A 16,733-nucleotide genomic window follows, 5' to 3' on the forward strand; every position below is an offset into this window, starting at 1 on the left:
CCCGGTCATCCGTGAGAAGGAGAGACGGGATGAAAAAAGCAGAACTTGCCGCCCAGGTGGCGGAGACCACCGATCTCAGCGCCAAGGATGCGGCCAAGGCCGTGGATGCCACCTTCGCCGCCATCGTGAAGGCGATGCAGGATGGCGACGAGGTCCGCATCACCAACTTCGGCGTGTTCGCCGTGAGCGAACGCCCCGAGTCCCAGGGCCGTGATCCGCGCTCGGGCGCGGCGATCACCATCAAGGCCGCCAAGGTGCCGAAGTTTCGCCCCGGCAAGCCGCTCAAGGACGCCCTCAACGCCTGATCCGGCGCGGCGGCGTCCTCGGACGCCTGCCCTTCGAAGCGGCCTGGCCCGAGGCCATGCCGACGACAATCGCACGGGCGTGATCGTCTCTTATGCCCGTGGGACGAATGGCTTCCGACAGCCTGCCTCGAGAGTGCCGGCTGTCGGCCATTCCGGGTCCGTGGACCGCTGCGAGGCGGTCCGACACGCCGGCCCCATCCTCGCCCGGGCGAGCGCCATCCGCGCCCGTGGCGAGTGAGCGCCGCTCCCTCAGGCGATGGGCTCCTCGTTCGCCTGCTCCGCCGCCGTTGCCCCCGACAGGAACTCCCCGAACGCCGCGAGCGCCGGGATGTTGTCGCACATCACCTTGATGATGATGAGGAGCGGCACGGCGATGATGATGCCGGCGACACCCCAGATGAACCCCCAGAGGGCGATGGAGATGAGGATCGCGACGGGATTCAGCTCCAGCCGATGACCGAGGATCGAGGGCGTGATGAAGTTGCCCTCGATGGTGGTGAGGGTGAAATAGGCGAGGGCGGGGGCGATCGCCCACTCCGGCTGATTGTAGGTGAGGAGGCCCACCAGCGCGCCCGACGCCGTCCCGGTGAGCGAGCCGACGAAGGGCAGGTAGTTGAGCAGGAAACCCGCGAGCCCCCACAGCACCGGGCTCGGCATGCCCAGAAGCCACATGATGAGGCCGATGGTGAGCCCGAAGCAGGCGTTGATGACGGTGATCGTCAGCAGATATTTCGACACCACCGTCACGATGTTGTTGACGATGGTGAGCGATCGCTTCTTGTCCGACAGCTTCGGCGCGGCCTGAACGATCTTCTCGTAGATCAGCCGATTGGTAGCGAGAAGGAAGTAGGAGAGGGCGATCGCCACCACGAGGGTGGACGCGATGCTGCCGATGTTGGTGGCGGCACGGTTCATCAGCCCGGGCTGACGCAGCACCACCTCGCGCACCTCCGGATCGGACGTGGCGCTCGCGATGTCCTCCACCTCCTTGCTCGCCCGCGTCACCGCCTCCACCGGCTCCCGCAGCTCGGCGAGCCGCATGCGCAGCTTCATGCCGATGCTCGGCGCGTTGTCGATCCAGGCGCCGATCGGCTGGCTCAGCGTCAGCGCGCCGATGGCCAACACCCCGGTGACCGCGGCAACGAGCAGGAAGGCGGAGATGCCGGGGTAGATCCGCTTTTGCAGCCACAGATTGATCGGCGTGAGCGTCAGCGACATGATGAAGGCGAGCACGATCGGTAGGATCAGGCTTTGGGCGTAGTCGAGCGCGCCGAACAGGGCGACGAGGGAGATGATGAGGAGGGGGATCTTCACCCCCGCACCGACGTGGACCTTCACTTTTTCGGGTTGCGGCTCTTGGTTGGATGTCGAGTCGGTCGCGAGGCTCAAGGCCGTGGCTCCTTCGAAGGGGTAGACGAATGCACCATTGAGGCCTAACGCGGCGACAGGCCCGAGCGTTCGCTTTGTCGTCGGCGGAGACGGTCCGGACAATTTTGGAGGCGGGCGCGGTTGAGTGCTCAAAGAGAGAAGCCGCGCGACCATCGCCACACCGCGCGGCCGGAAAAGCTGCCCTATCACGAACGACTGCGGGGCCGGGCGGCGCGCAACCCGTTCCAGATCGGCTGGCGCGGCTGGCTCGACATCACGGTGCGGCTCGTGGAGCGCGTCTCCATCGACAATCTTGGGCTGATCACCGCGGGGGTGACGTTCTACGTCTTTCTGGCGCTGCTTCCGGCAATGGTCGCCGTGGTGTCTTTCTACGGTCTCATCACCGATGCGCTGACGCTCGAATCGCACGTCAGCTTCCTGCGCGGCTATCTCCCTGAGCAGGCCATCAACTGGATGGGCACCGAGATCGGCCGGGTGTCGCACCTGCGCGAAAACGGGCTGACCGTCGCCTTCGCCCTCTCCATCGCGCTGTCGCTGTGGTCGATGAACAACGCCATGGTCGCCCTCTTCGGCGCCATGAACATCGCCTACGGCGAGATCGAGAAGCGCGGTATCATCGCCCTCTATGTGCGCACCTTCGCCGTCACCATCACCTCGCTGGTGCTGGGGCTCCTGGTGGTCGGCGTCATCGTGCTGCTGCCGCTCCTTTTCGGCGGCGACGGTCCCGCCTACGGTGGGCGCCGCTTCACCGCACCGGCTCTCTTCATCGTGGTGACGCTCGGATCGGCCGCGATCTATCGCCTCGGCCCGAGCCGAAAGGCGGCCCGCTGGCGGTGGATCTCCGTCGGCGCGGTCACCGTGGCGGTCGGCTGGCTCGCCGCCTCGACGCTCCTCTCCTGGTACCTCTCCAACATCGCCAACTACGCCATCATCTACGGCTCTCTCGGCACCATCATCGCGCTGATGTTCTGGTTCTACATCTCCATCTACATCCTCCTCCTCGGCGCCCAGCTCGCCGCCGAGGTGGAGCATCAGACGATGGTCGACACCACCATCGGGCCCGATCAGCCGATGGGACGGCGCGGCGCCTACGTGGCCGACACGGTCGGAAAGGCGTTCGGCAGCTGAGAGCGAGGCCGGCGCGGGCCTTGCCGCGCGGGGTGCGCTGATCTCGCCGCAAGGCCGATGCAACGCAACGGCGGGCTTTGCCGTTGGTAGGGGCATCCACTGAAGGAGGATTTCAGATGAACTGGGATCAGATCGAAGGCAACTGGAAGCAGATGGTCGGCCAGGCGCAGTCCGAATGGGGCCAGCTCACCGGCGACGACCTGCAGGAGGTCAAGGGCGACCGCACCCGCCTCGAGGGCAAGATCCAGGAACGGTACGGCAAAAGTAAAGAAGAAGCGCGCGAGGCGGTCGACGCCTGGCTGTCGCGGCTCTAGGTCTCTTAAAGGACTTTAACGCCGGAGGCTTGCGGCCTTGTCGATCAACGCTCAAGCGATGCAGGAAAGACGGTCGCGACCGGACGTCGGTTGCGGCCGTAGGTTGTTCCCGCGCGCCATCACCAGTCTGCGATGAACGGGGCTGCGGCGTGGTTTCCGACCCTGATGCCGTGGGCGATCGCGTTCATTTTGATCGCCGTCGGCATCGTCGCGACAGCCAACAAGATGCGGCTGGTTTGCCTACTCGGTGCGCTGGTCCTCGTGATCGACGCGCTGCCCCAGCTCGCGGGACAGGGATCGCTTGCGACGGCGGCGCAGAGCGTCGCCGTCGTCTGCGTCATCCTGGCCGTGCTCGTCACCGGGGTGATGCTCGCCGAGCGCTTCTTCGCGCCCGCCTTGCCGGCACGGCGGGCGGCGGCGCGGGCGAAGGCGCGCGAGCTGCGCGTCTCCGAGGTCAAGCGGCGACGGCTGAGCGGCCTCCTGCGCCGTGAGCATCGGCGGCTCGAGACGGTGAATGAGATGCACCGCTATTTCGAGCTCGCCACCCGCAACTCGCAGATCACCGTGTTCTACCAGAACGCCGATCTGCGCTACGAATGGATCGTCAACCCGCGCTCCGCACTGACGCCGAGCCACGCCATCGGCCGGACCGACGACGTGCTGCCGGAAGCGATCCGCCCCATGGTGATCGGCCACAAGCGACGCGCCCTCACCACCTCCAGCACCCAGACCTTCGAGATCGAGGTGCCGGGCGAGGAGGAGCGGAGCTGGTTCCGCATCGACGTGGTGCCGATCAGCCACAACGGCGACGAGCCGGTGGGACTCGTGTGCACCGCCATCGACATCACCCGCTCCAAGCGCCTCGACATGATGCGCACCGACCTCTCGCGCCGCCTCGCCGAGACGCTGCAGCGCTTCAATCTGGCGCTGCGCAGCGAGCGCATCACCGTATTCTCGCAGGACCTCTCGCTGCGCTACACCTGGGCCAACTCCGACGAGACGCAGGTCGGCTCGATCATCGGGCGCACCGACGAGGAGATCCTGTCGCCGCAGGACCTCGACCCCATCGTGAGCCTGAAGCGGGGAGTGATCGAGACCAAGCGCCCCGCCTCAGCCGAGATCGGCATCGGGGAGGGGGTCGAGCGGCGCTGGTACGATCTCCACGTCGAGCCCAACCTGAAGCCGGACGGCTCGGTGTCGGGCATCACCTGCGCCTCCATCGACATTACCCATCGTCGCCGCAACGAGGAGCAGATGCGCCTCGTGATGCGCGAGCTCACCCACCGCACGAAGAACCTTCTCACGGTGGTGATCGCCATCGCCCGCCAGACATCCAACCAGGCGACGACGGTGGAGGCGTTCGTTCCCGCCCTCATCGCCCGCTTGAGGGCGCTCTCGGCGGCGCAGGACCTCATCGTCGCCGACGATTGGGCGGGCGTGAACATCGGCGACCTCATCCGCGTGCTGGTGGGTCAGTTCGTGCCGCCGATGTCGGACCGCGTGACCATCGACGGGCCGCGGCTCATCCTGTCGCCGGAGGCCTCGCAGAATCTCGGCCTCGCGATCCACGAGCTCGCGGCCAACGCCATGCAGTATGGCGCGTTCGCCAACGGGACGGGCACGCTCGCCGTCTCCTGGGAGCTCGAGGGTGAGGACGAGGGCGGACGCCTGTCGCTCACCTGGGTGGAGGAGGGCGGGCCGGCTGTGGTGGAGCCGACCACCCGCGGCTTCGGCATGACGGTGATCGAGCGCAACCTCTCACGCGCTCTCGGCGCCAAGGTCGACCTCTCCTTCGAGGCGAGCGGGCTCACCGCACGCATGACGCTGCCCCTGCAAAGCGTGGTGCCGATCCCCTCGCCCGACCGGATCGCTCTCGCCCAGGCGTCCTAGCTCCGCGGCGCGTCCCGCTCTCTCGGCCCGTGCGACCGGTGCGTCGCCGTGTGGATCGTGGGACGAATGGGAACACTTTCATCGGCCATCTTGTTGATAAGTCAGATGTGCAACAAGGCGACGCAGGTCATGCAAGCGCCCCTCGCGGACGAGGCGAGGTGATGTTTGGAGCGATGATGACAACCGAGGATCTTGAACTCGTGTGGCAGGAGATCAGCCGCATCGAAACCTGCATGATGATCACGCACGACTCCGGCGCCATTCGGGCGCGCCCGATGGTGGGGACCCCGGATCGGCAGGCGAACATGATCTGGTTCGTGGCGTCCCGCGAAAACCACAAGGACGAGGAGGTCGCGGCCGATCCGAGGATCTGCCTCACCTACGCCGACCCCGGCAGCAACACCTACGTGTCGGTGTCGGGCCGCGGGGCGGTGGTGACCGACCGCTCGAAGCTCGAGGCGCTGTGGACGCCGTCCATCGACGCCTGGTTCGAGGGCGGCCCGGAGGACCCCGACGCGATCCTGATCGGCGTGCGACCGGAGATGGCCGAATATTGGGACAACCCCAATTCCGACCTCATCGTGGCCCTCAAGATGCTGACGACGACCTCCGACGAGGCGCCGGCGATCGGCGACAACCGCAAGGTCGTGATGTAGCGCCCGCAAAGCGCTGGAACGGGAAAGGGGGCGCCGGCCGGGCGCCCCCTTTTTCGTGCTCGCGTGATCGGCGGCTCGGTCCGCCCGTCCGGGTTGGTCAGAAGCGGCGCGCCTCGACGACGGAGCGGCTTTGGTGGTCCGGTCCGTATTCGCCGCCCGACTGGACGGAGAGGAGCTCGGCAAGGCGGGTCCGGGCGCGGTTTACGCGGCTCTTCACCGTGCCGACGGCGCAACCGCAGATCTCCGCCGCCTCGTCGTAGGAGAAGCCGGAGGCGCCCACCAGAACCAGCGCCTCGCGCTGATCGGGGGCGAGCTTGGCCAGCGCGCTGCGGAAGTCCACCATGTCGAGATGGCCGTGCTGCTCGGGATGGCTCGCGAGGTTGGCGGCCAGTTTGCCGTCGGCGTCCTCCACCTCGCGGCGCTTCTTGCGGAAGTCGGAATAATAGACGTTGCGCAAGATGGTGAAGAGCCAGGCCCGCATGTTGGTGCCCGCCTCGAACATGTCGATGCTCGCCCAGGCCTTCATCAAGGCCTCCTGCACGAGATCGTCCGCCCGCTCGGCATTGCCGCAGAGCGAGACAGCGAAGGCGCGCAGGTTGGGAATTTGGCGGATCAGCTCGTCACGAACGCTCATTGGCGGTCCGAATCTGCACTGCTACTGCCACTGCTATCCTGGTTGTCGTCGTCACCGGTCAGGTCGTCGAGCTTGGTGAGAAGCTCCACGATCTTGTCCGGCAGGGGCTCAACGAGGACGGAGTCGTAGAGATCGCGCAGTTGCTTCCCGATCAGCGTCTGCATGGCGTCATCTCCACGGTAGTGATCCTCATTCTCCTCAGCCATCGGCCAAGACCCTCGTCGTCATAGTCAACTCAATTCCATCTTGCCGCGTTCCAGGTGGGGGCGAATTTGCTGAAATAGCGTTGCCGCAAATTCCGTCCGACACATGGGAACGTTTCGCCCGCTCATTCGTTCCAAGAGACCAGCGAATATCATCCCACCCTGTGTCGAACCCAGCGCCGGCACAGGGTGGGATGATTAAAGCGTTGGCAAAATTCACGGTTCGTCGCTGTCAAGGACTCCCCATGTCGCTCGCCAAGATCATTGCGCCGCAGATCCCCTACCTTCGTCGCTTCGCGCGCTCCCTGACCGGCAGTCAGCCGAGCGGCGATGCCTACGTGGAAGCGGTGCTCCAGGCGCTCTTGGCCGATCCTGCGATGTTCGCCAAGGATCTCGCGCCGCGCGTCGCCCTCTACCGGATCCTCATCAAGGTGTGGGACTCGGTGGACCTCAATCACGAAGTCGTCTCCCGTTCCGCGGCCTACGAAAAGCGGCTCGACGCCATGGTGCCGCGCGCGCGGCAGGCCTTCCTCCTCACCACCGTGGAAGGCTTCACGGTCGAGGAGGCGGCCGCAATCCTCGCCACCTCCTCGGACGAGGTGCGCACGCTGATCGACGAGGCGGGTCGCTCCATCGCCGAGCAGGTCGCGACGAGCGTCCTCATCATCGAGGACGAGCCGATGATCGCGATGGACCTCGAAGCGCTCGTCGAAGGGCTCGGCCACGAGGTGGCGGGCATGGCGCGGACCCACACCGAGGCCGTCGCCGCCGTGAAGTCCCGCCGCCCGGGCCTGGTGCTCGCCGACATCCAGCTCGCCGACGGCAGCTCCGGTCTCGATGCGGTCAACGAGATCCTGCACTCGATCACGGTGCCGGTGATCTTCATCACCGCCTATCCGGAGCGTCTTCTCACCGGCGAGCGGCCGGAGCCCGCCTTCCTCATCACCAAGCCGTTCGAGACCGACACGGTGAAGGCGGTGATCAGCCAGGCGCTGTTCTTCAACACCGCCGAGAACGCCGCCGCCTGACGGACGGCCAAGCCTCCCGCGCCGGGCGATGCTCGGCGGGGCGAGGCCTCAGAGCGCTTCGGCCCAGGCGACGTAGGCGTCGACGTCGAACTTACGCTCCAGCCCGCCAGGCGTCATGGTGCGGACCTTGCCGTAGACCGGGCGCTCCGGCCAGCCGCGATCGTGCAGCCCGAAGATCCAGCCGACGTTGGCGTAGGAGTTCATGTCCCGCCCGTCGAGTAGGTACTTGTTGTTGAGATAGAGCGTCGTCTCGAAGGCGTAGCGGGGCGTGTTGGTCCATCCGAGGATCCGCTTTCCCCAGTACATGCGCATGTGGTTGTGGAGATAGCCGGTCACGCGCATCTCGCGCATGGCGGCGTTCCAGTAGCGGTCGCCGGTCGCCCCGGCCTCCAGCTCGCGGCGGGTGTAGACGGCCTCGCGCCGATCGTCCTTGTGGGCATCGAGCGTCTCGCGCGCCCAGGCGGGGAGGGCGCTCCACGCATCGTAGTCCTCGGCGTGGCAGACGAAGTTGGCGGCGAGCTCGCGCCGCACCAGCATCTCCTCGACATAGCGGTCGGCGCTCTCGGGCGTGACGGCGGCGTCGCGAACCCGCTGATGGATCTCCACCGGCGAGATGTGCCCATAGTGCAGATAGGGGCTCATCATCGACACGTGACGGTCGACGATGTCGGCGCGCCCCTCGCCATAGTGGGCGAGGTCGCTCTTCAGGAAGGCCGTGAGGCGGCGACGGGCTTCGGTCTGTCCGCCCCTGACGGCGACCGGAGGGACGCTGTCGTCGACACCGAGGCGCTTCACGAAGGCGGCGACGTCGTCGAGCGCGACATCGTCCTTTTGGGCGAGATCGGCCGCGGGCACCTTCAGCGTGTGCGTTGTGGGGAGGGTGAGAAAGCGGCTCACGCATTTGTGAAGCTTGGGCCGAATCGTTCTCGCCGCGCTCTCGAGCTTGGTGGACGCCTCCCCGACGGGGACGATCACGTCGCCCTCGACCTCCTCCACCAGAGCGTCGCATCCCTCGGCGAGCTCGCGCCGCCAGGCCACGAGGTGGCGCAGATAGGCGCGATCGGTCACGACCACGGCCGCGGCCTGCGCAAGCCTTGCCGCAATCTTCGGTGGTGCGCCGATCTGGAGGGAAAAATGGGCGCCGCGCCTGGCGATTCGCGTCATCGCGTCCTTCACGCCTTCGAGCATGAAGGTGAAATGGCGAGCGTTTGCCTCAGGATAGGACGGATCGACGACGAAGAGGACGAGGAGAGGGCGCCCGAGCTCGTTGGCCCATTCGACGGCACGCTCCAACGCGGGGTTCGCATCGGCCCGTTGGCTGTGGCTCATCCAGTAGAGAACGTAGGGCCGTTCACTTCGGGGTCGCGCGATGTTGAGGGCGCGCGTGCGCTCGTTGGCCATCCGCCAGCTTGCTCGGATCTCTACCGAAGGGTATAAAAAATCGAACGGATTGTGAAACCGAATGGCGACGTTATCCGTTATCGGAACGACGACAAAGCGGAAACTCGCTCATTTTTTTAGTGAACGATTTTTCATCCACAGTCTTGTGGCTTTGAAGCCACAGCACCATCTGACGACGGTAAGTTTAGGGCGCTAGCGTTTCGACACAGTTAATCAAGCGCCGACAATTTGACGTAGACCAACGGATTTGGGGCGGGAGCCCACGGAAGGAGAAGCGCGGATGTCAGTGTTCAGTCGATACGCGGTCGCGGCGCTAGTGTTCACTGGTTCAGTTGCTGCGGCAGCATACGCTGCCAATCATGAAGACTTCTATAACAAGGTCACCGGATCGGTCGCCGGGATGACCGAGAACTTCATGTTGGCCGGGTCCATGGTGTCCGGCGACCGGCACCTCGCGGACTACTCGGATGACGGGGTGGGTGTCAAGCGGGATACCGATCGCATCGAGTCGGCCTCGGTGGTGACCCACGTGGAGGTGATCGGCGGCGGCTCCAAGCAGCGCATTGTGCTGCTCGATCCGGATGGACGTGAGGTCTACACCCACGATCCGCTGTCGAACACCACGATCATCGCGAAGGATGCGATCATCCCCTCGATCACCGTGCGGGACGATCCGGACGCCATCGCCGAGCTGCGCGTGGTGACGGCGGCGCCGGCCGTCGAGGCCCCGGCCGAGCTCCGGCAGGCGCTCGCCTCCGGCGCGGACCAGCCGGAGCTGTTCTACCGCGAGGACCTCTAGGGTCCCTGCGACCAAGGCGCGCCGCGGATAGGGGATCCGCGGCGTGGAGGGGAGCGCGTCCGTGCGGCGCGCTTTTTTCGTATCGGCCGTTTCCTCCCTCCGCCCACTCGGGTAGCTACGAGTGGACTCCAACGAGGATGGCGGACACGATGACCGGCAAGAGGCTGACGGATTTCAAGGCGCTGACGTTCGACTGCTACGGCACGTTGATCGACTGGGAATCGGGCATGGTGGCCGGCCTCTCGCCGCTCGTCTCCCGCCTGCCGCAGGCGCCGACGCGTAATGTGATCCTGGAGACCCACGCGCGTCACGAATCCGCGCAGCAGCGCCAGACGCCCGGCAAGCCCTACAAGGAGCTCCTGGCGGTGGTCTACAAGCGGATCGCCGAGGAGTGGGGGCTGACGGTCGACTGGTCCGAATGCCTCGCCTACGGCCGCTCCGTGCCGCAGTGGCCCGCTTTTCCCGATTCGGCCGCTGCGCTGAAGGTGCTCAAGACGCACTTCAAGCTCGTCATCCTGTCGAACGTCGACAATGAAAGCTTTGCCGGCAGCAACGCGCGCCTCCAGGTGCCGTTCGATGCGATCTATACGGCCGAAGACGTCGGCGCCTACAAGCCCTCCGACGCGAACTTCATCTACATGCTCGACAAGCTCGCCGCGCTCGGGATCGAGAAGGGCGACATCCTGCACACGGCGGAAAGCCTGTTCCACGACCATGTTCCGGGCGTGCGCCATGGGCTCGCGACGTGCTGGATCTATCGCCGCCATGCCGACGAAGGCTTCGGCGCGACCATGGACCCCGGCGAGCGGCCGACCACTGATTTCCGTTTCAACAGCATGGCCGAGCTGGCGGCGGCGGTGGAGGCCGAAGCGGGCGCGACAGGCTGACGCACGCGGCAGCGCGCACGACGGCAGAAACGGCGTCCTTCGGGGCGCCGTTTCTGTTTTCGGCAGGCGCGGGGCGGTGGCAGGGCGGTGTCGACGGCCCTTCACATTAGAACCAGTATAAATCGAATTTCGAATTCTTCTAGACTGAATTCTTCGTCGGTAATCTAGAGTCGTTCAATCGAATCTTCGTATTGACTTGTGGCTTGTTTCCCAGCACCAAGCAAGTCAGAACGAATATTGGCAGCGGGTGTCGCGGGGCGGAACGCCTCGCCGCGGCCAGTCAGAAACTGAGCGATTGGAGGCCTGCATGAAGACCGTCGCCTGGGCAGCGACCGTGGTGCTGGGAATCACCGGTGGTGCGGCGGCCGACGAGGTCGACCCGTCCGCGGTGTTGGCCACCTATGCCGACATCGCACACGCCGGCTACGAGGATTCCCTCCTCGCCGCGAAAGCGCTCGACTATGCCATCGACGGCCTCATCGACAGCGCAACCGAGGAAAGCCTTCTCGCCGCCAAGGCGTCGTGGCTCGCCGCGCGTGTGCCCTATCAGCAGACCGAGGCCTACCGCTTCGGCAACGCGATGGTGGACGACTGGGAAGGCCGGGTGAACGCCTGGCCGCTCGACGAGGGCCTGATCGACTACGTGGCGCCGAGCTACGGCACCGAGTCCGATGCCAACGCTCTCTACACCATCAACGTGATCGCGAACCCCGAGATCACGGTGAACGGCGAGACGGTCGACGCCTCGGTGATCGACCCCGCGTTGCTTGCCGACACGCTGCACGAGGCCGAGGAGGTGGAGGCGAACGTCTCCATCGGCTACCACGCCATCGAGTTCCTGCTGTGGGGTCAGGACCTCAACGGCACCGAGGCGGGTGCCGGCAGCCGTCCCGCCAGCGACTACGACACCGAGAACTGCACCAACGGCAACTGCGACCGGCGGGCGGAATATCTGAAGGCCGCGTCCACGCTGCTCATCGCCGACCTCGAGGAGATGGTGGCGAACTGGGCCGAAGGCGGCGCCGCCCGCGAGGCGGTGATGGCGGACGAGGCGACGGGTCTCGCCACCATCCTCACCGGGATGGGCTCGCTCTCCTACGGCGAGCTCGCCGGCGAGCGCATGAAGCTCGGCCTGCTGCTGCACGACCCGGAAGAGGAGCACGACTGCTTCTCCGACAACACCCACAATTCGCACTATTTCGACGCGATCGGCATCCGCAACGTCTACACCGGCCACTATCGGCGCATCGACGGCAGCATCGTCTCCGGTCCCTCGATCGCCGACATGATGGCGGCCAAGGACCCGGCCCTCAACGAAGAGCTTCTCCAGAAGCTCGATGCGACCGTCGACGCCATGGCGGTGATGAAGGCCCGCGCCGAGAGCATCGAGGCCTACGATCAGATGATCGGCGAGGGCAATGAGGAGGGCAACGCCATCGTTCAGGCGGCCATCGACGCGCTGATCGCGCAGACTCCCTTCATCGAGCGGGTCGTCGCGGCGATGGATCTCGGTGCCATCGAAATCGAGGGCTCCGACAGCCTCGACGATCCGAACGCCGTCTTTCAGTAGGGTCCACGTATGATCGTTTGCCACTGCAACGTCATCGTGAAAGCTGAGATCGAGGATGCGGTGCGCCGCATTCTCGCCGAGGATCCAGCAGGCAGGCTGGAACCTCAGTACGTCTACCGCGAGCTGCAAAAGCGCGGTCGCTGCTGCGGATGTTTCCCGTCCGTGAACAGGATCGTGGACGAACTTCTCGCCGAGGCGATGAAAGAGGTGGACGGAACGACCTTCGGTAGGGTTTCTATGGGGGGACACCTGCTGCCGAAGGACTAACCAATGAAGGGCGATCCCCTGGTGATTGAGCGCCTCAACGAGGCGCTCTTTCTGGAGCTTTCTGCCATCAACCAGTACTGGCTCCACTACCGCCTGCTCGAGGATTGGGGGCTCACGAAGCTCGCCAAGAAGGAGCGTAAGGAATCCATCGAGGAGATGCAGCACGCGGACAAGCTGACCGCGCGCATCATTTTTCTCGAAGGGCACCCGAACCTGCAGACCCTCGCGCCCCTGCGAATCGGCCAGAACGTGCGTGAAGTGCTGGAGTCGGACCTCGCCGGCGAGTACGACGCGCGCACGTCATACGCCCAGTCGCGCGACGTTTGCCGCGACAAGCGGGACTATGTGACGATGCAGCTGTTCGAAGAGCTGCTGCAGGACGAGGAAGGCCATATTGACTTTCTGGAGACGCAGCTTGCGCTCTTCGACAAGATCGGCGCGGAGCGGTATGCGCTGCTCCAAGCCGATTCGGCCGACGACGTCGACTGACGATCTCACTGCGCGACCCTTGTCCCACCATCGCGAGGCGCTTCGCCGTGCGCGGTGGGGTGCCCGCGTCGCCGTCGGCGCCGGCCTCTTCGTCCTGGCCGCGCCGATCGCGCTCGCGGTGGCCGACCGGGCCGGACCGACCCTCGACCTGCCCACCCGGCGAACTGATCTCTCCACCAAGGATCGGGCGCGCGTGCGCGCCGTCACCCGGCAGACGGACGACTTCGCCGCCGCGGAGCGCTTCGAGGCGATGCCGGGCGGCGGCGCCACCTCGACCGCCAGCATCACCCGCGACGCCTTTTCCCACCCCTCCGCCAACCTCGACTTCGAGGAGCGGCAGACCTTCTTCGTCGGCAACGGCATCTTCAAGAAGCTGTGGGTGGCGGCGCCGTCGTCCACCGCCGCGTCGGACGGGCTGGGGCCGCTCTACAACGCCCGCGCCTGCCAGCGCTGCCATCTGAAGGACGGTCGGGGCCACCCGCCCGACGGGCCCGACGACGTCGCGAGCTCGATGTTCCTGCGCCTCTCCGTCCCGCCGCGGACGGTGGAGGAGCACGACGCGCTCGCCGCCTTCGAGACCCTGCGGATCCCGGAGCCGACCTACGGCGGTCAATTGCAGAATTTCGCGGTGACGGGCCTCTCCGCCGAGGGGCAGATGACCATCGACTACGAGGAGATCCCCGTGACCCTCGCCGATGGCGAGGTCGTTCATCTGCGCAAGCCGACCTACGGCATCGCCGACCTCGGCTACGGGCCCATCGATCCCGCCGTGCAGCTCTCCCCGCGCGTCGCCAACCCGATGATCGGGCTCGGTCTTTTGGAAGCGATCCACCCCGCCGATCTGATGGCGAACGCCGATCCGGACGACGCCGACGGCGACGGCATCTCCGGCAAGATCTCCGTCACCCGCGATCCCGTGACCGGCGATCTCACCATCGGTCGCTTCGGCTGGAAGGCGTCGACCCCGTCGGTGATGGTCCAGTCGGCCGAGGCCTTTTCGGGAGACATCGGCATTTCCACCCCGATCGTGACCGACGCTTTCGGAGAGTGCTCCATCGCCCAGTCGATCTGCCGCGATCAGCCGACCGGCGTCCAGCGCCGCCTCGGCGACGTGGAGGCGCCCGATCCGCTCCTCGGCCTCGTCACCTTCTACGCGCAGAACCTCGCCGTGCCGGCGCGCCGCGACGTCGAGGATCCCAAGGTATTGGAGGGCAAGAAGCTCTTCTACGAAGCGGGCTGCGTCGATTGCCACACCCCGAAATACGTGACGAGCCGCAAGGCGGAGGGGAAGGCGCAACGCTTTCAGCTGATCTGGCCCTACACCGATCTGCTCCTCCACGACATGGGCGAGGGGCTCGCCGACGGCCGACCGGTGGGCAATGCGTCGGGCAGCGAGTGGCGCACGGCCCCGTTGTGGGGGATCGGCCTGACCGAGACCGTCAACGGCCACACCTATTTCCTGCACGACGGCCGGGCGCGCAGTCTGCTCGAGGCGATCCTGTGGCATGGTGGCGAGGCGGAGGCCGCGGCCTCCCGCGTGCGTGACATGTCCCGCGGCGAGCGCGAGGCGCTGCTCGCATTCCTGGAGTCCCTATGACGCTTCGCTCGCTCAGTCTGATCGGGGCAGCCGTCCTCGCCTCCGTCGTGGCCGGGCCGGCCCGTGCGGAAGGGCCGACGGGCTTTGCCTTTCGCCCCACCGTGGAGGCGATCATCAGGACCGTGATCGTGCCGGCGCACGAGGCGTTCACGGCGGCGGCGGAGATGAACCGCGTCGCGCTCGATTCGCTCTGCGCGGAGCCGGCGGAAACGACGCTCGAGACCGCACGCGAGGCGTTCGGCACCCTCGTCGTCCGCTTCTCGCGCATCGAGCTCTACCGGTTCGGGCCGGCGCGGGAGGACAACAATTTCGAGCGCCTGTTCTTCTGGCCCGATCGGCGCAGCCGCGGTCTACGGCAGGTGACGGAGGTGATCCGCACCGAGGACGAGAGCGCCACCGAGCTTGCGACGCTGAAGGCGAAGAGCGTCGCCGTGCAGGGCCTGCCGGCGCTCGAATATGTGCTCTTCGGCAACGACGCGGAGGAGCTGGCGACCGGCGCGCCCTTCCGGTGCCGCTATGGAGCCACCATCGCCGCCGCGATCCTCGACGTCGCCGAGAGCATCGAAGCGGGATGGCGGGGCGATTTCGCCCACCTCATGGAAACGGCCGGACCGGAAAACCGGCTCTACCGCTCGCACGGCGAGGCGCTGCAGGACATCCTGCAGGCCGGCGCCGAGGAGCTTCAGCTCGTCGACGAGCTGAAGCTCGGCGCGGTGATCGGCGATGCGCCCGAGGATGCCCACCCCAAGCGCGCCCCCTTCTGGCGCTCCAATCTCACGCTCCCCTCGATCCTTGCCAACACCGAGGGGGTCGCGGCGATCGCCGGCGAGCCGCTCCAGGCGCTGCTGGCGGAGGAGGGCAACCTCGCCGCGAGCGTGCGCTTCGAGCTGGCGCAGGTCGCCCGCGCCCTCGATCCGCTGATCGCGAGCGGCACGCCCTTCGAGACGCTCGCCGCGGAGGCGGAGCCGCACCGCCGCCTGACCTACGCCCGAAGCCCGATCGCCGCCGCGAACCGTCTCCTCGCCACACGCATCCCCGGCGCATTCGGCTTCGTCGCCGGTTTCAACTCGATGGATGGGGATTGATGATGCTCAGCCGACGTCAAATGCTCGCCGCCACCGGTGCAGGGGTTCTCGCGGGCTGGGCCCGCATGCCGCTCGCCGCCGCCGACGGAGCGCCCGCCTTCGTCTCGTGCTGCCGCAAGCCCGACGGAGCCTTCGCCGCGGTGGTGCTCGACGGCGACGGCCGCATCCTCTTCACCGAGGAGCTCGACGCCCGCGGGCACGGCGCCGCCGTCTCCCCCGACGCCGGCAAGGCGGTGGTGTTCGCCCGCCGGCCGGGCCGCTTCGCCGTGGTGCTCGACCTTGCACGGCGCGAGCGGGTCGCCGCCTTCGCTCCGCCGGAGGACCGCCGCTTCGCCGGCCACGGCTTCTTCCAACCCGACGGCAAGGTGCTCTACGCCACCGAGAACGACTTCGACGGCGAGCGTGGCATGATCGGCGTCTACGACGCGACCGACGGCTTCCGCCGCATCGGCGAGTTTCCGACCCACGGCATCGGCCCCCACGAGGCGCTGCTGCTGTCGGACGGACGCACCGCGGCGGTGGCGAACGGCGGCATCCTCACCCACCCCGACTTCCCCCGCCTCGACCTCAACATTCCGACGATGGAGCCTTCGCTCGCTCTCATCGACATCGCGACCGGCGATCTCCTCGAGAACGCGGTGCTCGATCCTCGGCTCCATCAGCTCTCCATCCGTCACATCGCCGAGGCGGGCGACGGGTCGGTGTGGTTCGGCGGCCAATATGAGGGGCCGAAGACCGACCGCGTGCCGCTCGTCGGCAGCCTCCATCGCGACCGCGGCCTCACCCTCGTGGAGGCCGACGACGACATCTATGCCGGGATGAACCAGTATGTCGGTTCGGTGGCGGTGAGCCGGGACGGGGCGACCGTCGCCACCACGAGCCCGCGGGGCGGCTGCGTCGTGGAGTGGGACGTCGCGAGCCTCGCGCCGGTGCGGGTGCGCCGGGAGGCGGACGCATGCGGCGTCGCTCCGCGCTCGGTCGACTTCCTGGTCTCCACCGGATCGGGCCACATCCTCGCCGGCGAGGAGGAGCGCGCCGTGGCGCTCGCCTTCGACAATCACCTGATGCGGATCGTCGCCGAGGGGTAGGCC

18 protein-coding genes are annotated in these 16,733 nt (G+C 66.7%); 14 read left to right on the top strand and 4 right to left on the bottom strand.

The features are described from left to right. Nucleotides 1–11: 11 nt before the first annotated feature. Nucleotides 12–305, top strand: a complete 294-nt coding sequence (locus JCR33_RS02745) for an HU family DNA-binding protein (RefSeq protein ID WP_332461103.1) — start codon at nucleotides 12–14, stop codon at nucleotides 303–305. Nucleotides 306–554: 249 nt separating this feature from the next. Here the strand turns inward: JCR33_RS02745 and JCR33_RS02750 are convergent, their stop codons facing one another. Next, on the bottom strand, nucleotides 555–1,694 hold the full coding sequence (locus JCR33_RS02750; protein ID WP_198880455.1) for an AI-2E family transporter: 1,140 nt from the start codon (nucleotides 1,692–1,694) through the stop codon (nucleotides 555–557). 120 nt (nucleotides 1,695–1,814) lie between these two features. On the opposite strand from JCR33_RS02750, the gene JCR33_RS02755 reads away from it, so the two are divergent. The 4 genes from JCR33_RS02755 to JCR33_RS02770 all read left to right on the top strand — a co-directional run bounded on the left by JCR33_RS02755 (nucleotide 1,815) and on the right by JCR33_RS02770 (nucleotide 5,682). Beyond that, on the top strand, nucleotides 1,815–2,822 hold the full coding sequence (locus JCR33_RS02755) for a YihY/virulence factor BrkB family protein (protein ID WP_198880456.1): 1,008 nt from the start codon (nucleotides 1,815–1,817) through the stop codon (nucleotides 2,820–2,822). Nucleotides 2,823–2,938: 116 nt separating this feature from the next. After that, entirely contained in the window at nucleotides 2,939–3,136 is a 198-nt protein-coding gene (locus JCR33_RS02760; protein ID WP_198880457.1) for a CsbD family protein, read from the top strand. 132 nt (nucleotides 3,137–3,268) lie between these two features. Next, nucleotides 3,269–5,026 carry a sensor histidine kinase gene (locus JCR33_RS02765; protein WP_198880458.1) on the top strand — a complete coding sequence of 586 codons (1,758 nt, stop codon included), beginning with the start codon at nucleotides 3,269–3,271 and terminating at the stop codon, nucleotides 5,024–5,026. Nucleotides 5,027–5,202: 176 nt separating this feature from the next. Further along, nucleotides 5,203–5,682, top strand: coding sequence for a pyridoxamine 5'-phosphate oxidase family protein (locus JCR33_RS02770; protein ID WP_198880459.1), 480 nt, complete (start codon nucleotides 5,203–5,205; stop codon nucleotides 5,680–5,682). A gap of 97 nt (nucleotides 5,683–5,779) precedes the next feature. On the opposite strand, the gene JCR33_RS02775 is transcribed toward JCR33_RS02770, so the two are convergent. Next, complete coding sequence (locus JCR33_RS02775) at nucleotides 5,780–6,316, bottom strand: sigma-70 family RNA polymerase sigma factor (protein ID WP_198880460.1); 537 nt, start codon at nucleotides 6,314–6,316, stop codon at nucleotides 5,780–5,782. Next, complete coding sequence (locus JCR33_RS02780; RefSeq protein WP_198880461.1) at nucleotides 6,313–6,480, bottom strand: NepR family anti-sigma factor; 168 nt, start codon at nucleotides 6,478–6,480, stop codon at nucleotides 6,313–6,315. The genes JCR33_RS02775 and JCR33_RS02780 overlap by 4 nt, the downstream gene beginning before the upstream one ends. A 284-nt stretch (nucleotides 6,481–6,764) precedes the next feature. Between JCR33_RS02780 and JCR33_RS02785 the strand changes: the two genes are divergently transcribed. After that, nucleotides 6,765–7,547, top strand: coding sequence for a response regulator (locus JCR33_RS02785; RefSeq protein ID WP_198880462.1), 783 nt, complete (start codon nucleotides 6,765–6,767; stop codon nucleotides 7,545–7,547). Between the two features lie 48 nt (nucleotides 7,548–7,595). On the opposite strand, the gene JCR33_RS02790 is transcribed toward JCR33_RS02785, so the two are convergent. Then, the gene (locus tag JCR33_RS02790; protein ID WP_198880463.1) at nucleotides 7,596–8,948 is read right to left on the bottom strand and encodes a deoxyribodipyrimidine photo-lyase; all 1,353 of its coding nucleotides are present in this window, start codon (nucleotides 8,946–8,948) and stop codon (nucleotides 7,596–7,598) included. Between the two features lie 280 nt (nucleotides 8,949–9,228). Between JCR33_RS02790 and JCR33_RS02795 the strand changes: the two genes are divergently transcribed. From JCR33_RS02795 to JCR33_RS02830, 8 genes are all read left to right on the top strand, one after another. Continuing rightward, a complete protein-coding gene (locus JCR33_RS02795; protein WP_198880464.1) occupies nucleotides 9,229–9,747 on the top strand; it encodes a hypothetical protein in 519 nt (172 codons plus the stop codon). A gap of 149 nt (nucleotides 9,748–9,896) precedes the next feature. Next, nucleotides 9,897–10,634: a haloacid dehalogenase type II gene (locus tag JCR33_RS02800; RefSeq protein WP_198880465.1), complete on the top strand. Its 738-nt coding sequence runs from the start codon at nucleotides 9,897–9,899 to the stop codon at nucleotides 10,632–10,634. A 307-nt stretch (nucleotides 10,635–10,941) separates the two neighbouring features. After that, nucleotides 10,942–12,204 (top strand): imelysin family protein, encoded by a 1,263-nt coding sequence (locus tag JCR33_RS02805; RefSeq protein ID WP_198880466.1) that lies wholly within the window; start codon nucleotides 10,942–10,944, stop codon nucleotides 12,202–12,204. Nucleotides 12,205–12,213: 9 nt separating this feature from the next. Next, a complete protein-coding gene (locus JCR33_RS02810) occupies nucleotides 12,214–12,471 on the top strand; it encodes a (2Fe-2S)-binding protein (protein ID WP_211110010.1) in 258 nt (85 codons plus the stop codon). A 3-nt stretch (nucleotides 12,472–12,474) separates the two neighbouring features. Continuing rightward, nucleotides 12,475–12,960: a bacterioferritin gene (bfr, locus tag JCR33_RS02815; RefSeq protein ID WP_198880468.1), complete on the top strand. Its 486-nt coding sequence runs from the start codon at nucleotides 12,475–12,477 to the stop codon at nucleotides 12,958–12,960. Continuing rightward, nucleotides 12,920–14,557 (top strand): di-heme oxidoreductase family protein, encoded by a 1,638-nt coding sequence (locus tag JCR33_RS02820; RefSeq protein WP_198880469.1) that lies wholly within the window; start codon nucleotides 12,920–12,922, stop codon nucleotides 14,555–14,557. Before bfr ends, JCR33_RS02820 begins: the two co-directional genes overlap by 41 nt. Then, the gene (locus JCR33_RS02825; protein WP_198880470.1) at nucleotides 14,554–15,642 is read left to right on the top strand and encodes an imelysin family protein; all 1,089 of its coding nucleotides are present in this window, start codon (nucleotides 14,554–14,556) and stop codon (nucleotides 15,640–15,642) included. Before JCR33_RS02820 ends, JCR33_RS02825 begins: the two co-directional genes overlap by 4 nt. Then, complete coding sequence (locus JCR33_RS02830; protein WP_198880471.1) at nucleotides 15,642–16,730, top strand: DUF1513 domain-containing protein; 1,089 nt, start codon at nucleotides 15,642–15,644, stop codon at nucleotides 16,728–16,730. Before JCR33_RS02825 ends, JCR33_RS02830 begins: the two co-directional genes overlap by 1 nt. The last annotated feature ends 3 nt before the right edge of the window (nucleotides 16,731–16,733 follow it).

The sequence above is a fragment of the Acuticoccus mangrovi genome, from assembly GCF_016411865.1.
GTDB lineage: Bacteria > Pseudomonadota > Alphaproteobacteria > Rhizobiales > Amorphaceae > Acuticoccus > Acuticoccus mangrovi.

Excerpts from the sequence above, each read along its gene's own strand:
- JCR33_RS02760 (WP_198880457.1), top strand. The coding sequence starts at position 2,939 with ATGAACTGGGATCAGATCGAAGGCAACTGGAAGCAGATGGTCGGCCAG.
- JCR33_RS02765 (WP_198880458.1), top strand. The coding sequence starts at position 3,269 with ATGAACGGGGCTGCGGCGTGGTTTCCGACCCTGATGCCGTGGGCGATC.
- JCR33_RS02770 (WP_198880459.1), top strand. The coding sequence starts at position 5,203 with ATGACAACCGAGGATCTTGAACTCGTGTGGCAGGAGATCAGCCGCATC.
- JCR33_RS02775 (WP_198880460.1), bottom strand. The coding sequence starts at position 6,316 with ATGAGCGTTCGTGACGAGCTGATCCGCCAAATTCCCAACCTGCGCGCC.
- JCR33_RS02780 (WP_198880461.1), bottom strand. The coding sequence starts at position 6,480 with ATGCAGACGCTGATCGGGAAGCAACTGCGCGATCTCTACGACTCCGTC.
- JCR33_RS02785 (WP_198880462.1), top strand. The coding sequence starts at position 6,765 with ATGTCGCTCGCCAAGATCATTGCGCCGCAGATCCCCTACCTTCGTCGC.
- JCR33_RS02790 (WP_198880463.1), bottom strand. The coding sequence starts at position 8,948 with ATGGCCAACGAGCGCACGCGCGCCCTCAACATCGCGCGACCCCGAAGT.
- JCR33_RS02795 (WP_198880464.1), top strand. The coding sequence starts at position 9,229 with ATGTCAGTGTTCAGTCGATACGCGGTCGCGGCGCTAGTGTTCACTGGT.
- JCR33_RS02800 (WP_198880465.1), top strand. The coding sequence starts at position 9,897 with ATGACCGGCAAGAGGCTGACGGATTTCAAGGCGCTGACGTTCGACTGC.
- JCR33_RS02805 (WP_198880466.1), top strand. The coding sequence starts at position 10,942 with ATGAAGACCGTCGCCTGGGCAGCGACCGTGGTGCTGGGAATCACCGGT.
- JCR33_RS02810 (WP_211110010.1), top strand. The coding sequence starts at position 12,214 with ATGATCGTTTGCCACTGCAACGTCATCGTGAAAGCTGAGATCGAGGAT.
- bfr (WP_198880468.1), top strand. The coding sequence starts at position 12,475 with ATGAAGGGCGATCCCCTGGTGATTGAGCGCCTCAACGAGGCGCTCTTT.
- JCR33_RS02820 (WP_198880469.1), top strand. The coding sequence starts at position 12,920 with ATGCGCTGCTCCAAGCCGATTCGGCCGACGACGTCGACTGACGATCTC.
- JCR33_RS02825 (WP_198880470.1), top strand. The coding sequence starts at position 14,554 with ATGACGCTTCGCTCGCTCAGTCTGATCGGGGCAGCCGTCCTCGCCTCC.
- JCR33_RS02830 (WP_198880471.1), top strand. The coding sequence starts at position 15,642 with ATGATGCTCAGCCGACGTCAAATGCTCGCCGCCACCGGTGCAGGGGTT.